Here is a 15,263-nt window from a genome sequence, read left to right on the forward strand (position 1 = left end):
GCTATACACTTAGTTGAAAGCGATGAGACAAGAGAGGCAAATATGCAATCGCGTATGGAGGTTATTCAGGGTGACATCACCACGTTACAGGTCGATGTCATCGTTAATGCGGCTAACCCCTCCTTAATGGGCGGGGGCGGCGTCGATGGTGCTATCCACCGTGCCGCCGGACCGGCGCTGCTGGCCGCCTGTAAAACCGTGCGGGAGCAGCAGGGTGAGTGTCCGCCGGGCCATGCGGTGATCACCCTTGCCGGGGCGCTACCGGCAAAGGCGGTGATCCATACCGTAGGCCCCATCTGGCGCGGCGGCGCGGAGCATGAGCAGCGGCTGCTGGAGGATGCCTACCGTAATAGCCTGAAACTGGCCGAGGCCAACGGCTATCACTCGGTGGCGTTCCCCGCCATCAGCACCGGTGTATACGGTTTTCCTAAGCCCGCGGCGGCGGAAATCGCTGTCGCTACGGTTTCGGATTATCTAACCCGTCATCCGTCGATTGGTCAGGTATACTTTGTCTGTTATGACGATGAAAATACCCGGCTTTATCAGCGACTACTCACCCAGCAAGGTGACGAACCAGACGCCTAGTACGCGGCTGGGGCGCGCTGTCGCCCCCGCCCGTGCGGCCCATCCCGACGCATGCGGCATTCTGGCGCTGGATGACAGTCTTGATGCCTTTGCCGCCCGCTACCGGCTGATTGAGATGGCCGAGCGTACCCTGGACATTCAGTACTATATCTGGGAAGACGATATGTCCGGGCGGCTGCTGCTGTCCCAGCTGCTTAAGGCGGCCCGGCGGGGCGTGACCATCCGCCTGCTGCTGGACGATAACAATACCCAAGGGCTGGATGATATCCTGCGTAAGCTAAATGCCCATGCCAATATCGATGTTCGTCTGTTTAATCCCTTCTCGTTTCGCCTCTTTAGATCGCTGGGCTACCTAACCGATTTTGCTCGCCTTAACCGGCGCATGCACAATAAAAGCTTCACCGCCGATGAAGAAGTGACTATCGTGGGCGGCAGAAACATCGGTGACGCCTACTTTGGCGCGGGGGAGCAGCCGCTCTTCTCCGATCTTGACGTACTGGCGATTGGCCCGGTGGTAAGCGACGTCGTAGCTGACTTTGAACGCTACTGGACCTGCCAGTCGGTTTCCACGCTTGAGAAAGTGCTCGATATTAAAGATGACGATATCGACGGCAAGATTCAGGTGCCCGAGTCCTGGTATAATGATGAGACGGCGCGGCGCTACCTCTCCAAGCTTGAAACCACCCAGTTTTCCACCCGGCTTGAGGCGGGGACACTGCCTATGCTGTGGGCCAAAACGCGTCTGCTAAGCGACGATCCGCGCAAGGGGCAGGGCAGGGCGCGTGAGCATACCCTGCTACCGCAGCGTCTGGTAAAGGTAATGGGGATGCCGCAGGAGCAGATCGATATCATCTCCGCCTATTTTGTACCGACCCGTGCGGGAGTAGCGCAGCTGCTGCAGATGGTGCGTAAAGGGGTGAAAATTGCCATCCTTACCAACTCGCTGGCGGCGAACGATGTGGCAGTGGTGCACGCGGGCTATGCGCGCTGGCGTAAAAAGCTGTTGCGCCACGGCGTAGCCTTATATGAGCTAAAACCTACTCGGGAAGGTGGCCGACATATTCACGATCGCGGCCTGACGGGTAACTCCGGCTCCAGCCTGCACGCTAAAACGTTTAGCATTGATGGGGCGAAGGTATTTATCGGCTCGTTTAACTTCGATCCCCGCTCGGCCATGCTCAATACCGAAATGGGTTTTGTCATCGAAAGCGAGCCGCTGGCGAAGGTGATCCATAAACGTTTTCAGCAGAGCCAGCGTGATGCGGCATGGGAGCTGCGTCTTGACCGCTGGGGGCGAATTAACTGGATCGACACCCATGACGGTCAAGAACACGTATTAAAGAAGGAGCCGAAAACGCGCTTCTGGCAGCGGATGCTGGTGCGATTAGCCTCCAGACTGCCGGTAGAGTGGCTCCTTTAAGATTAGTTTCGCACCTCTTTGGGCTGCGCTTTGTTCACCTCAGGCTTGCCGGAGAAGAGAAAACGCAGCAGCGGAATACGCAAATGCACTTCATAGAGAGCAATTGCACAGCCCACCACGAAGATCAGCCCACAGATAAAGCCCAGCGTATTGGAGTGAATATGCGGCGTGATCCATGCGCCAAAAAGCAGCGTCAGCGGATGGTGCACCAGATAGATAAACAGTGACGCATTCACGAAGTAGGTTACGCGGGCCGACTGGAAGTTGAGCAGCCGATGCCCCAGCGAGAAGACCACGTTGACCATCCACAGCCCCATCACCATGGTGATGACACTCTCTGTTTCATACATCCACCCGTCACCGCTGCCATAGCGCTGGTTAAGCAGATAGGCCACGAAAGCCAGCGCCGCGCCCAGGGTGCAGCCCCACGACGGGGTGATAAAGAGCGCCTTGAGCCGAGGCGTAATAAAGGTGAGCGCCCCCAGCACAAAAAACGGCAGGTAGAACAGGGTCTGCATAACGGCAAAGTTAAACAGGCCATCGCTGAGAATAGGTGGGTAGAGAACCAGCAGCGTACGGCGGAACGCGGCATACAGCACGCCGAGCAGCAGAAACATCAGCGTCAGCTTTGGCAGGGTAAGCTGGCTCAGTAGCGCGTCCGGGTTAGCCGCGACGGCCTGCTTAAGCTTGCGAAACAGCACCAGCCCAAGCGTAGTCAGCACCACCAGCACCAGGAGAAACCAGAGGTGCGAAATCAGATCCCAGACTAAAGTATTATACTTGTCGTAAACAGAGAGGGTATGCCAGCTGTCAGCCTTGCCCTTGACGTGCTGCAGCATCAGAAACTGCGGTAGCGTTAAGAGCGGGATAGCGGTCAGCATCGGGATGCCCACGCGCTCGACGCGCACTTTCCACCAGCGCTTCATGGGATAGCGCAGATAGAGCATATAGGAGAAATAGCCCGAGATAACAAAGAAGACCTGCATCCGAAAGGCGTGGATAAAGTCATTGAACAGGGTCAGCCACCACGAAGGCGCAGCGCTGTTCACATGCCAGACGTGGCTTGAATAGATTAATGAGATATGAAAGGGGATGCCTAGCAGCATCAGCCACGCGCGAATGGAATCAAGGAAGTATTCGCGCTGTGCGGGTAGTTTACTCATATCACTCCGTGCAATATCAGACTTATCGTCTTATCCCTAAGACCAGTTATGATTACATTCGTTGGCAACCCTACACTAAGCGTCGCAGCCTGTCTCCAGGATAAACACGCAATTGGCAAGGTGTTGCTTTCATTTGCTTATCCACTGAGCCAGCGGCTGAACAAAGCGGGGATTAAGTTGTCGGATTGCCTGAAATACCATTAAAATAGATCGGATCGATTTAAGCACACAAAGGGGGAAGTGCTTAGTTACTATGAAACATAATCTACAAGTGATGAAAATGCGTTGGTTAGGCGCAGCGGTGCTGTTATCCCTGTACTCTTCATCGGGTTGGGCCTTTAACATCGATGACGTAGCAAAACAGGCGCAGTCATTAGCCGCAAAAGGCTATGAAGCCCCGAAAAGCAACCTGCCCTCTGTCTTCCGCGACATGAAATACGCGGACTATCAGCAGATTCAATTCAATCACGACAAAGCGTATTGGAACAACGTTAAAACCCCATTTAAGCTTGAGTTCTATCACCAGGGTATGTACTTCGACCTGCCCGTGACCGTCAATGAAGTGACGGCATCGGCCGTGCATAAGATCAAGTACAACCCGGACTATTTCAATTTTGGCAACGTCCAGCATGACAAGGATACGGTCAAAGATTTAGGCTTTGCCGGCTTTAAGGTTCTCTATCCCATCAACAGCAAAGACAAGAATGACGAAATTGTCAGTATGCTGGGAGCGAGCTACTTCCGCGTGATCGGTGCCGGCCAGGTCTATGGTCTCTCCGCCCGTGGTCTCGCCATTGACACCGCGCTGCCGTCCGGCGAAGAGTTTCCACACTTCCGCGAGTTCTGGGTTGAGCGTCCGAAGCCTACCGACAAGCGCCTGACTATCTACGCACTGCTGGATTCACCGCGCGCAACCGGCGCTTACCGGTTTGTGGTGATCCCGGGCCGTGACACCGTGGTGGACGTGCAGTCAAAAGTCTACCTGCGCGATAAAGTCGGCAAGCTGGGCGTCGCCCCGCTGACCAGCATGTTCCTGTTTGGGCCAAACCAGCCGTCACCGGCGACCAACTTCCGCCCGGAGCTGCATGACTCCAACGGCCTCTCGATGCATGCCGGCAACGGCGAGTGGATCTGGCGTCCGCTGAACAACCCGAAACACCTGGCCGTGAGCAGCTATGCCATGGAAAACCCGCAGGGCTTTGGCCTGCTGCAGCGTGGTCGCGAGTTTAGCCGCTTCGAAGATATCGACGATCGCTACGATCAGCGTCCGAGCGCCTGGGTGACACCAAAAGGCGAGTGGGGCAAAGGTAAAGTTGAGCTGGTAGAGATCCCGACCAACGATGAGACCAATGACAACATCGTGGCCTACTGGACGCCGGATCAGCTGCCGGAACCCGGTAAAGAGATGAACTTCAAGTACACCATCACCTTTAGCCGCGATGAAGACAAACTGCACGCCCCGGATAACGCCTGGGTTACGCAGACGCGCCGCTCTACCGGCGATGTTAAACAGTCCAACCTGATCCGCCAGCCGGACGGTACTCTGGCGTTTGTTGTCGACTTCACCGGGGAAGAGATGAAAAAACTGGCGCAGGATACCCCGGTTACTGCCCAGGTCAGCATCGGTGATAACGGTGAAATCGTTGAAAACGTTGTGCGCTATAACCCGGTCACTCAGGGATGGCGTTTAACCTTGCGCGTCAAGGTTAAAGACCAGAAAAAGACGACCGATATGCGTGCTGCGCTGGTGAATGCCGAGCAGCCGCTGAGTGAAACCTGGAGCTATCAGCTACCTGCCAATGAATAAGACAACTGAATATATCGACGCGCTGTCGCTTTCCGCTGAGGGGAAAGCGGCGCTGCCGACAACGGATCTGCGCGCCGTGCACGAAGCGCTGGATGCTGAGCATCGTCGCTATGAGCGGGACGATGACAGCCCGCTGGGTTCAGTGCAGGCGCGTCTTGAACATAGCTGGCCGGATTCGCTGGCGGAAGGCCAGCTGATCAAGGACGATGAAGGGCGTACCCAGCTGAAGGCCATGCCTGAGGCGAAGCGCTCTTCTATGTTCCCCGATCCGTGGCGCACCAACCCGATCGGCCGTTTCTGGGACCGTCTGCGCGGTCGCGATGTGCCGCCGCGCTACCTCTCCCGTCTGACCAAAGAGCAACAGGCCAACGAGCAGAAGTGGCGCGCGGTGGGTTCTATCCGCCGTTACATTCTGCTGCTGCTGACTATTGCCCAGACGGTGGTGGCCACGTGGTATATGAAAACTATTCTCCCGTATCAGGGCTGGGCGCTGATCGCCCCGGAAGATATGATGGGCCAGGATCTGCTTGTCTCCTTTATGCAGCTCCTGCCTTACGTGCTGCAAACCGGGATCCTGATCCTCTTTGCCGTGCTCTTCTGCTGGGTGTCGGCCGGGTTCTGGACGGCGCTGATGGGCTTCCTCCAGCTGCTGATCGGCCGCGACAAATACAGCATTTCAGCCTCTACGGTGGGGGATGAGGCGCTTAACCCGCAGCACCGCACCGCGCTGATCATGCCGATCTGTAACGAAGACGTCGATCGCGTCTTCGCCGGTCTGCGTGCGACCTGGGAGTCAGTGAAGGCAACGGGTAACGCCGAGCACTTCGACGTCTATATCCTCAGCGACAGCTACAACCCTGATATCTGCGTGGCAGAGCAAAAGGCGTGGATGGAGCTGATTGCCGAGGTACAGGGCGAAGGGCAGATCTTCTATCGCCGCCGCCGCCGCCGCGTGAAGCGTAAAAGCGGTAACATCGATGACTTCTGCCGCCGCTGGGGCAGCCAGTATAGTTACATGGTGGTGCTGGATGCGGACTCCGTGATGACCGGCGACTGCCTGTGCGGTCTGGTGCGTCTGATGGAGGCTAACCCGAACGCCGGTATTATCCAGTCGTCGCCGCGTGCGTCCGGCATGGATACCCTTTACGCGCGTTGCCAGCAGTTTGCCACCCGCGTTTATGGGCCGCTGTTTACCGCCGGTCTGCACTTCTGGCAGCTTGGGGAGTCGCACTACTGGGGGCACAACGCCATTATCCGCGTGCAGCCGTTTATTGAGCACTGTGCGCTGGCGCCGCTGCCGGGCGAGGGCTCGTTTGCTGGCTCTATCCTCTCGCACGACTTCGTAGAGGCGGCTCTGATGCGCCGCGCCGGTTGGGGGGTGTGGATCGCCTACGATCTGCCTGGCTCCTATGAGGAGCTGCCGCCGAACCTGCTGGATGAGCTGAAACGCGATCGCCGCTGGTGTCACGGTAACCTGATGAACTTCCGCCTGTTCCTGGTGAAAGGGATGCACCCGGTACACCGTGCGGTGTTCCTGACCGGGGTCATGTCCTACCTCTCTGCACCGCTGTGGTTTATGTTCCTTGCGCTCTCGACGGCGCTGCAGGTGGTTCACGCTCTGACCGAGCCGCAGTACTTCCTGCAGCCGCGTCAGCTGTTCCCGGTCTGGCCGCAGTGGCGTCCCGAGCTGGCGATCGCCCTGTTTGCTTCGACCATGGTGCTGCTGTTCCTGCCGAAGCTGCTGAGCATCATCCTTATCTGGTGTAAAGGCACGAAGGAGTACGGTGGATTCCTGCGCGTAACGGCCTCGCTGCTGCTGGAGGTGCTCTTCTCCGTGCTGCTGGCTCCGGTGCGTATGCTGTTCCACACCGTATTCGTGGTCAGCGCGTTCCTCGGCTGGGAAGTGGTCTGGAACTCACCGCAGCGTGACGATGACTCCACCCCGTGGGGTGAGGCGTTTATGCGTCACGGCTCGCAGATGCTGCTTGGCCTGGTCTGGGCAATCGGCATGGCGTGGCTGGATCTGCGCTTCCTGTTCTGGCTGGCACCGATCGTTGTCTCGCTGATCCTCTCTCCGTTTGTCTCGGTCATTTCGAGCCGGGCGACGGTAGGCCTGCGTACCAAGCGCTGGAAGCTGTTCCTGATCCCGGAAGAGTATTCCCCGCCGCAGGTGCTGGTGGATACCGACCGGTACCTGACGCTGAACCGTGCGCGTTCGCTGGAAAATGGCTTTATGCATGCGGTGTTTAACCCGTCGTATAACGCGCTGGCCACCGCCATGGCAACCGCCCGTCACCGGGCAAGCCAGGTGCTGGAGATTGCCCGCGATCGCCACGTTGAGCAGGCGCTGAACGAGACGCCGGACAAGCTTACCCGCGACCGCCGTTTGGTACTGCTGAGCGATCCGGTGACAATGTCACGTATGCACTATCGGGTCTGGTCTTCGCCGGAGCGCTACTCCTCATGGATTAGCGAATACGACGCGCTGAAGACAAAATAACGGCTTAATGTTTAATGAATAAATACCGGCTCATCAGCCGGTATTTTTTTATAAGGAGAGGTATGCGGATAATCACTGTGGTGATAATGGCGATGCTGCTTAGCGGGTGCGGCAGCATTATCAGTCGTACTATTCCGGGGCAGGGTCATGGAAACCAGTACTACCCCGGCGTCCAGTGGGACGTGCGCGACTCAAAATGGCGCTACCTCACCGTGCTGGATCTCCCTTTCTCGCTGGTCTTTGACACGCTTCTGCTGCCTATAGATGCACATCACGGACCCTACGAGTAGTTAACGCTCGTCCCACTCGTCCGCTGCGGTGCGACCCTCTTCGGTATCCAGCGGCGGTTGGAGCTGGTATTCACCCTCATCCCACTCATGAAGGGTATTCTCCTCCAGCCACTCCTGACGCAGCTCGATCTCATCAAAGTCACCGTCGAAAACGCTCTGCGCGGCTTCACCGGTCAGCAACGGCAGACACTCCCCGTCTTCGCCCTCATCGGCAAAAAATTCCACCTGCCACATGATCTCGCCATCCTGTAGCACATACTTCTGCATATTAAACTGCTGAATATTGGCACTCTCTTCGTCCAGCTCCGGACTGTTGGCCAAAAACTCTTCACGAGCAGCATCAATGGCTTCTTCCAGCGTGGCGTACATGGTCATTGGTTTCTCCCTGTGAAATTGACATGTTGTTCAGGGAAAGAATAGTTGAATCTGAGATTTTACAAGAATGATTGCGGAAAATAATTCACGGGCGGGCGCTGAAGATCGTAGGCCGGACAGGGCATTATGCCGCCATCCGGCGTTACGAGACTTAAAAATCAGTAGCGTGAAGGCACGCCTTCAGGGCGGGTTTTAAAGCGGCGGTGCAGCCACATGTACTGCTCCGGGGCCATCAGAATGCACTTCTCGACAACTTTATTCATCCAGGCGGCGGTGGTTTCAGCATCGTCCAGCGGCGGTGACAGCTCAGGGTCCAGCATCACCAGCTCGTAGCCTTTGCCGTCGGCTTTGCGGCGTGGGACAAAGGGAACCAGCGCTGCGCCTGAGAGACGCGAGAGCATCCAGGTTCCTGAGGTAGTAGCAGCCTGATCGACGGCGAACAGCGGCACAAAGACGCTGGCACGCGGGCCGTAGTCATGGTCCGGCGCGTACCAGACAACTTCACCGTTCTTCAGCGCCTTCACCATGCCTTTCAGATCCTTGCGATCGAGCATGCTTTTATTGGAGCGCAGGCGTCCCCATGTTTGCAGCCAGTCGATCACCGGATTATCGTTGGGGCGATAAACACCAATGCCCGGCGTCTGCATTCCAAACATGCGTGCGCCCAGCTCCAGGGTTAAAAAGTGTACGCCGATCAGCAAAATACCGCGCTTTTGCCGCTGTAGCTCGTACACAGGTTCAAAATTGATGACCTCCATCCAGCGGGCAAGACGTTTATCTGACCAGAACCAGGCCATGCCGGTCTCCAGCAGGCCCATGCCGGTGGACTCAAAGTTCTTTACCGCCAGCGCATGGCGCTCATTGGCGCTCATCTCAGGAAAGCACAGCTCAAGGTTGCGTATAGCAACGTGCGCCCGGCGCTTCATAAAACGCATGGCCAGCCGGCCAAGACCCGAGCCCAGGCGATAGAGGAACGGGTAGGGAAGCTGGACGATAAGCCATAAAATCCCTATGCCGAACCACGTCAACCAGTAGCGAGGGTGCAGCAACGCTGCTGAAAATTGGGGTAAATGCGTTTGGTCTTTCCTGTTATCCAACGCCTGTTCTCCTTTTGATCGTTCTGGTGTGCAAATGTAACGTAAACGCCGGGGATGTAAATTAACAGTAATTGCTTTATGATGCTGCCCGATTTTCATTCATCATTCACCGATTGCAGGAAACGTACACCATGCCAGTGTTACACAACCGCATTTCGAATGAGGAGCTGAAGGCGCGTATGCTTGCTGAAACCGAGCCGCGCATCACTGTCTCATTCTATCAATACTTTACCATTATCGATCCTCAGACCACTCGCGATGCATTATACAAGGCATTAACCGCCCTGAACGTTTTTGGTCGCATCTATCTGGCCCATGAAGGCATTAATGCGCAAATAAGCGTCCCGGAGAGCCAGTTTGAGGCTCTGCGCGCCTGCCTCTACGCCTTCGATCCGGCGCTGGACGGCCTGCGTCTGAACGTCGCGCTGGATGACGACGGTAAATCATTCTGGGTGTTGCGCATGAAGGTACGTGACCGCATTGTGGCCGACGGTATCGACGATCCTACCTTTGACGCCAGCGACGTCGGTGATTACCTGAAGGCCGCCGAGGTCAACACCATGCTGGACGATCCCGATGCGATCTTTATTGATATGCGTAACCACTATGAGTATGAAGTGGGGCATTTCGAGCGGGCGCTGGAGATCCCGGCTGACACCTTCCGCGAGCAGCTGCCGAAGGCGGTCGACATGATGCAGGAGCATAAAGATAAAAAGATCGTGATGTACTGCACCGGCGGCATCCGCTGCGAGAAGGCCAGCGCGTGGATGAAGCACAACGGCTTCAATAAGGTCTGGCACATCGAAGGCGGTATCATTGAGTACGCGCGCCGGGCGCGGGAGCAGGGTTTGCCGGTACGCTTTATCGGTAAAAACTTTGTTTTTGACGAGCGGATGGGAGAGCGCATCTCTGAAGATGTGATTGCCCACTGCCACCAGTGTGGGACGCCGTGCGACAGCCATACTAACTGCCTGAACGACGGCTGCCATCTGCTGTTTATTCAGTGCCCGTCATGCGCAGAGAAGTTTAAAGGCTGCTGTAGCGAGCTGTGCCAGACGGAGCGTGAGCTGCCGGAAGAGGAGCAGCGCCGCCGCCGGGCGGGGCGTGAGAACGGAAATAAGATCTTCAATAAATCCCGCGGGCGTCTGAATACCAAATTAGGCATTCCGGACCCCGAGTAAGCGTTGCAACCCTGCCGGGCGCGATCCCGGCAGGGGCTCTGCGAGGCGGCGCTATTTCTGGCGCACGCCCTCGACGGAGATAATCAGATCCACTTCCTGCGCTGCCGGACCCAGATCGGTATTGATATTGAAGTCCTTCAGCTTGATTTTGCCTTCGGCTTCAAAGCCTGCGCGTACGCCGCCCCACGGATCGTCACCCTGGCCAATCAGCTTCGCTTCGAGAGTTACCGGCTTGGTCACGCCGTTAAGGGTCAGGTTGCCGGTGATATCCAACTCGTCGCCATCTTTCTTAACCCCGGTAGAGGCGAAGGTCGCCTGCGGGAATTTCGCTACGTTCAGGAAGTCCGCGCTGCGCAGGTGCTTATCGCGCTCGGCGTGATTGGTATCAACGCTGTTGGTATTAATAGTGACGTTGACCTTATCCGCCGCAGGATCCTTTTCGTCAAAGGTAAAAGTCCCGTTAAAGTCCTTAAAGGTACCGTACAGCCAGCTGTAGCCAAGGTGCTGGATACGGAAATTAACGAAGGCGTGCTGTCCCTCTGTATCGATTTTGTAATCAGCGGCTACGGCGGAACCGGTGGTGAACAGCAGCGCGCCGAAGGTTAATGCCAGCAGGTTTTTCTTCATCTTATGCTCCAGAGTCAGGGGACGATTTACCCAGCATACGTTTGAGGGTGTCGTCTTTATCAATAAAATGGTGTTTAAGGGCGGCCAGGGCGTGCAGTACGGAGAGGATCACCACGCTCCATGCCAGCCACAGATGGAGGGTACCCGCAAGATCCGCCTGCGCACCGGCGTCGGCCAGGGTAGCGGGGACCTCAAACAGGCCAAACACGCTAATGGGTTGACCGTCAGCGGTAGAGATCAGATAGCCGCTGATCACAATGGCGAACAGCAGGGCGTAGAGAATAATGTGCGCACCAATGGCGGCGACATGTGTCAGACGCGAGTAAGAGGCTAACGCTTTCGGCGGCGGGGAGAGATGACGCCAGATCAGACGAACCACCAGACCCATCATCAGCAGTACGCCGATGCTTTTATGCAGCTCCGGGGCCTGATGATACCAGCCATCATAATAGCTCAGCGTAACCATCCACAGGCCAAGGGCAAACATGCCGTAAACCACAAGAGCAACCAGCCAGTGTAACGCAATAGAGACCGCACCATAGCGGCGAGCAGAATTACGCATTTGCATAGAGTTAACCATACTCAAATATAAAGTTAACTTAAAATGGCCTGCAAAAAATATTAATGCAACTTAAAAATAACAAAACCAGAGGCTATTTAATTTCCTTCAGTTTTTTTGCTCTGGTTTACCTTATGACCTTCAATGATTTCGTCTCACATCGCAAGAAATGGTGCGTGTCGCTGAGCTTGCAGGCTGAACAGCCTGCTTACGTTCATTCAAAAAAACTGCGCACAAATTAGGTTTTATTAAAGTAATGTCAACTTTTGTCAATATTACCTATCCGGCATAGAGTATATAAATAAAGTCAATTAAGGCCAGCAGCGACCAGAAGGCAATATAGGCCATCAAATGTTCACGGACGTTTTCTGTAAGGTAAGTAAATAGCCGGCGCATTATATCTCCAGGGATAATTAAGCGAGAAGAGGCCCGCGCGGGGCCTTCTGCTTATCCTGCCATGAAACGTCGTAGTGAAAAGGGGGTTAAGTCAAACGCTGGCGTTTTATCTGCGGCAAAGTCAGCGACAATCTCTCCCAGGACCGACGCAAACTTAAACCCGTGTCCGCTGAGGCCGGTGATGACCATGGTGCTGCTGCTGTCCGGCAGCGTATCGATGATAAAGTCCTCATCCGGCGAGTTATCATAGGTACAGGCGGCACCGTACAGACAGCCGCCGATGCCGGGAAGGCACTGGCGAAGGAACGGGAAGCTCTCTGAGCCGTCGGTAGCGACGCGGCCAAAGGGCAGACGCTCGTCTTCGCTGCTGATCGGCTGCCCGCCGTTGTGCCTGCCTATCTTTAGCGCATCGTCTTCTGCCGGAAAACCATAGTACTGGTCACCGTTGGCCAGCTCGCCGGTAAAGGCCGGGAAGTTATTTTTACTGCTGTAGCGGCCATCGGCCTGATACCAGGCAAACACCTTCCGTACCGGCTGAATGGGCAGGGCGGGAAGCAGCTGTTTAACCCAGGTTCCAGCGCTGACCAGCAGCTTCGCACCCTGATACTCGCCGTCAGCCGTCTCAATGGTCACGCCATCATCATGATGATGAATCGCAGTCACCGGACAGTTAAACAACTGCGCACAGCCAGCTTCCCGGGCGAGGCGGATCCAGGTTTTAATCGCCAGCTCGCTCTTCAGCACGCCAGAGTTGGCTTCAAACAGGGCGATATAGTCATCCGGCACGCGAAATTCAGGCCAGCGTGCCATCAGCGCCGCAGCGTCGAGTTGCTCAACGTTAAGGTTAAACTGCTGCGCGCTCTGGGCAACGTTGCGTAGAAAATCAGAGTTGGCGGGTCCCAGGTTAACCACGCCGCTACGGATAAACACCTCTTCGCCGCTCTCTGCTGCCAGCTGCTCCCACAGCGTCTGTGCTCTGAGCACCAGAGGGACATATTTTTCGCCCTCGCCGTAGGCGTGGCGGATAAGCCGCGTATCGCCATGATGGCTACCCTGCTGGTGGGGGGGCATATGGGCATCGGTCATCAGCACCTTCAGCCCCGCGCGGGTAGCATAATAGCCCGCCGCCGCGCCCACTGAACCGCTACCGATAATAATAAGATCGTATTTCATAAGCTCTCCTGGCAAAAACGCGTGTTCAGGAGAGTAATTAACCCGTTGGCGTTATACAAGCACAAATAAATAAGGCACCCTATGGGTGCCTGTTGGTTGAAAAATGAGCATTCATTAATGACGCTTGTACTCGTTTTCCTGATAGTCGCCAGATTCAATCTTGGCAATGCCGGCTTCTAGAATCGATATAAATTGACGAGCAACATCGGTCGTTAACCACAGAGTCTGTCCGACCTCGGTATCGTCACGGTCGGCGTGGTTTGGGGTCTGGTAGTGCAGGCGCAGCATCAGCGCATCGTAACTGTCCACGGTGCTGATGTCCCACCCTACGAGCGGATGGGTTTGAATGACTTCATTATTTTTTACCATTTTAACCCCCTAAATGCGTGTGTAGTGACAACGACTCTTGAGGTTCAATGCGTGTTTTTTGAAGCAACTTAAGTATATCAATAATTAAGCAGATTGCGCCAATAAAAAAAATAGGGGCATTTTTTCTGAACTTTCTTAGAATTTTTTGAACAAGAAAAGGGCTAATTACGGCTTATTTATTACAGAGATAAGCGGCACCATCAGAATAATGCCTAAAAGTGAAAAAAAGCCGGGGCGACCCGGCAAAAGCACAATAGGGAAACAACCATTAATCCTGCGTAAACCAGTCGTCCGCGCTCTCCCAGGTTTGCTGGAGGATCTCGCTAACGCGTTCTTTATCACCTTTGGCACCGCCGAGAACAGACAGATTGTTGGCAGCTGCATAGCGGACGGTCACCTTGCCTTCGGTGTCGGGATAGTCGCTCTGCAGACGGCGGGAGAGTTCGCTTGCCAGCGCATCAATCGCGCCCGGCGGTAAGGGTGTTGTTTTAGCGATAGTCACTTCAATACGCATGATTGCCCCCTGAGTAATGTACTGTATTTTTATACAGTATAGACGCAGAACTTACAACAGGGAGCAAACTCTTTTTTAGCGACGGATCCGCCAGTTAACGCGTTCGCCCGCCAGGAAAGGGATCAACGTATCGTCACTGAGGGCGATGCTTTCTGGCACCTGCTCCTCTTCGCGCACCAGCTCTACGTAACCCTCGTTGACCGGCAGGCCGTAGAAGCGTGGGCCGTTAAGCGAGCAGAAGGCTTCAAGATGTGCCAGAGCGTTCATCTCTTCAAAGACGGTGGCGTAGCTGGCCAGCGCCGACGGAGCATTGAAGCAGCCTGCACAGCCGCAGCTGGTCTCTTTACGCAGGCGCGCATGCGGGGCGGAGTCGGTGCCAAGGAAAGCACGGTCGAAGCCGCTGGCGACCAGTTCACGCAGCGCCTGCTGGTGAACGTTACGCTTGAGGATCGGCAGACAGTAAAGGTGCGGGCGCACGCCGCCCACCAGCATATGGTTACGGTTAAACATCAGATGCTGCGGGGTAATAGTCGCTGCCAGCAGCTCATTGCCCTCGCGCACATAGTCGGCGGCATCTTTAGTGGTGATGTGCTCAAACACCACCTTCAGCGCAGGCAGGCGTTGGCGCAGCGGCTCCATCACCGTTTCAATAAAGCGCGCCTCGCGATCGAAGATGTCAATCTCGGCGTGGGTCACTTCGCCGTGCACCAGCAGCGGCATACCCAGCATCTGCATCCGCTCCAGCACCGGCATGATAGCGTCAATGCTGGTCACCCCATGGCTGGAGTTCGTTGTGGCATTGGCCGGATAGAGCTTGGCTGCGGTAAAGACCCCTTCGCGAAAGCCGCGCTCGACCTCGTTGGGATCCAGCGAGTCGGTAAGGTAGCAGGTCATCAGCGGGGTAAAGTCGTGTCCGGCAGGGACGGCGGCAAGAATACGCTGGCGGTAGGCGATGGCGGCTTCGACGGTGGTCACCGGCGGTGCCAGGTTTGGCATCACGATAGCGCGGCCATAGGTTTCACTGGTGTAGGGCACCACAGTCTTCAACATATCGCCGTCGCGCAGATGTACGTGCCAGTCGTCAGGGCGGCGAATTTTTAAAACCTGGGGTTGTGCTGTCATGGTAGTGCTCCGGCTAAAGTGAAGTCAGTAATGGCTGGTTTTATGCCGGGCACTAAGCATAGGCGTAAACGTTTTCGTTTGCACC

General features: G+C 55.8%; 16 protein-coding genes. 6 read left to right on the top strand and 10 right to left on the bottom strand.

What is annotated here, in order from left to right; genetic code table 11:
* Positions 1-42: 42 nt before the first annotated feature.
* Positions 43-585 carry an O-acetyl-ADP-ribose deacetylase gene (ymdB, locus tag WFN61_RS03415; RefSeq protein ID WP_144812631.1) on the top strand — a complete coding sequence of 181 codons (543 nt, stop codon included), beginning with the start codon at positions 43-45 and terminating at the stop codon, positions 583-585.
* Entirely contained in the window at positions 518-2,005 is a 1,488-nt protein-coding gene (locus tag WFN61_RS03420) for a phospholipase D family protein (protein WP_144812628.1), read from the top strand. The genes ymdB and WFN61_RS03420 overlap by 68 nt, the downstream gene beginning before the upstream one ends.
* A gap of 2 nt (positions 2,006-2,007) precedes the next feature.
* Here the strand turns inward: WFN61_RS03420 and mdoC are convergent, their stop codons facing one another.
* Positions 2,008-3,168 (bottom strand): glucans biosynthesis protein MdoC, encoded by a 1,161-nt coding sequence (gene mdoC, locus WFN61_RS03425; protein ID WP_144812625.1) that lies wholly within the window; start codon positions 3,166-3,168, stop codon positions 2,008-2,010.
* Positions 3,169-3,439: 271 nt separating this feature from the next.
* Here mdoC and mdoG point away from each other — a divergent pair, with 271 nt between their 5' ends.
* The 3 genes from mdoG (at position 3,440) to WFN61_RS03440 (ending at position 7,765) form a co-directional block, all read left to right on the top strand.
* Positions 3,440-4,975 carry a glucans biosynthesis protein MdoG gene (mdoG, locus tag WFN61_RS03430; RefSeq protein WP_144814593.1) on the top strand — a complete coding sequence of 512 codons (1,536 nt, stop codon included), beginning with the start codon at positions 3,440-3,442 and terminating at the stop codon, positions 4,973-4,975.
* Positions 4,968-7,475, top strand: a complete 2,508-nt coding sequence (mdoH, locus tag WFN61_RS03435; RefSeq protein WP_144812622.1) for a glucans biosynthesis glucosyltransferase MdoH — start codon at positions 4,968-4,970, stop codon at positions 7,473-7,475. The genes mdoG and mdoH overlap by 8 nt, the downstream gene beginning before the upstream one ends.
* A gap of 62 nt (positions 7,476-7,537) precedes the next feature.
* Positions 7,538-7,765 (top strand): YceK/YidQ family lipoprotein, encoded by a 228-nt coding sequence (locus tag WFN61_RS03440; protein ID WP_144812619.1) that lies wholly within the window; start codon positions 7,538-7,540, stop codon positions 7,763-7,765.
* Here the strand turns inward: WFN61_RS03440 and WFN61_RS03445 are convergent, their stop codons facing one another.
* Both WFN61_RS03445 and WFN61_RS03450 read right to left on the bottom strand, forming a co-directional pair.
* Complete coding sequence (locus tag WFN61_RS03445; protein ID WP_042392686.1) at positions 7,766-8,140, bottom strand: MysB family protein; 375 nt, start codon at positions 8,138-8,140, stop codon at positions 7,766-7,768. It lies immediately after the preceding gene.
* Between the two features lie 158 nt (positions 8,141-8,298).
* Positions 8,299-9,237 carry a Kdo(2)-lipid IV(A) acyltransferase gene (locus WFN61_RS03450; RefSeq protein WP_312927780.1) on the bottom strand — a complete coding sequence of 313 codons (939 nt, stop codon included), beginning with the start codon at positions 9,235-9,237 and terminating at the stop codon, positions 8,299-8,301.
* A 131-nt stretch (positions 9,238-9,368) separates the two neighbouring features.
* Between WFN61_RS03450 and trhO the strand changes: the two genes are divergently transcribed.
* Positions 9,369-10,418, top strand: a complete 1,050-nt coding sequence (gene trhO / locus WFN61_RS03455) for an oxygen-dependent tRNA uridine(34) hydroxylase TrhO (RefSeq protein WP_337037664.1) — start codon at positions 9,369-9,371, stop codon at positions 10,416-10,418.
* 51 nt (positions 10,419-10,469) lie between these two features.
* Here the strand turns inward: trhO and WFN61_RS03460 are convergent, their stop codons facing one another.
* From WFN61_RS03460 to pyrC, 7 genes are all read right to left on the bottom strand, one after another.
* The gene (locus WFN61_RS03460; protein WP_144812614.1) at positions 10,470-11,045 is read right to left on the bottom strand and encodes a YceI family protein; all 576 of its coding nucleotides are present in this window, start codon (positions 11,043-11,045) and stop codon (positions 10,470-10,472) included.
* Between the two features lies 1 nt (position 11,046).
* Positions 11,047-11,613, bottom strand: a complete 567-nt coding sequence (locus WFN61_RS03465) for a cytochrome b (RefSeq protein WP_144812611.1) — start codon at positions 11,611-11,613, stop codon at positions 11,047-11,049.
* A 270-nt stretch (positions 11,614-11,883) separates the two neighbouring features.
* Positions 11,884-12,000, bottom strand: coding sequence for a YceO family protein (locus WFN61_RS03470; protein WP_144812607.1), 117 nt, complete (start codon positions 11,998-12,000; stop codon positions 11,884-11,886).
* A gap of 51 nt (positions 12,001-12,051) precedes the next feature.
* Positions 12,052-13,173, bottom strand: coding sequence for an N-methyl-L-tryptophan oxidase (solA, locus tag WFN61_RS03475; RefSeq protein WP_144812604.1), 1,122 nt, complete (start codon positions 13,171-13,173; stop codon positions 12,052-12,054).
* Between the two features lie 114 nt (positions 13,174-13,287).
* On the bottom strand, positions 13,288-13,542 hold the full coding sequence (gene bssS, locus WFN61_RS03480) for a biofilm formation regulator BssS (protein WP_042392696.1): 255 nt from the start codon (positions 13,540-13,542) through the stop codon (positions 13,288-13,290).
* Between the two features lie 268 nt (positions 13,543-13,810).
* Positions 13,811-14,056: a DNA damage-inducible protein I gene (gene dinI / locus WFN61_RS03485; protein WP_042392697.1), complete on the bottom strand. Its 246-nt coding sequence runs from the start codon at positions 14,054-14,056 to the stop codon at positions 13,811-13,813.
* Positions 14,057-14,131: 75 nt separating this feature from the next.
* Positions 14,132-15,178 (bottom strand): dihydroorotase, encoded by a 1,047-nt coding sequence (gene pyrC / locus WFN61_RS03490; protein WP_144812600.1) that lies wholly within the window; start codon positions 15,176-15,178, stop codon positions 14,132-14,134.
* Positions 15,179-15,263 lie beyond the last annotated feature (85 nt).

The organism is Pseudescherichia sp. AS216 (assembly GCF_037152055.1).
GTDB lineage: Bacteria > Pseudomonadota > Gammaproteobacteria > Enterobacterales > Enterobacteriaceae > Pseudescherichia.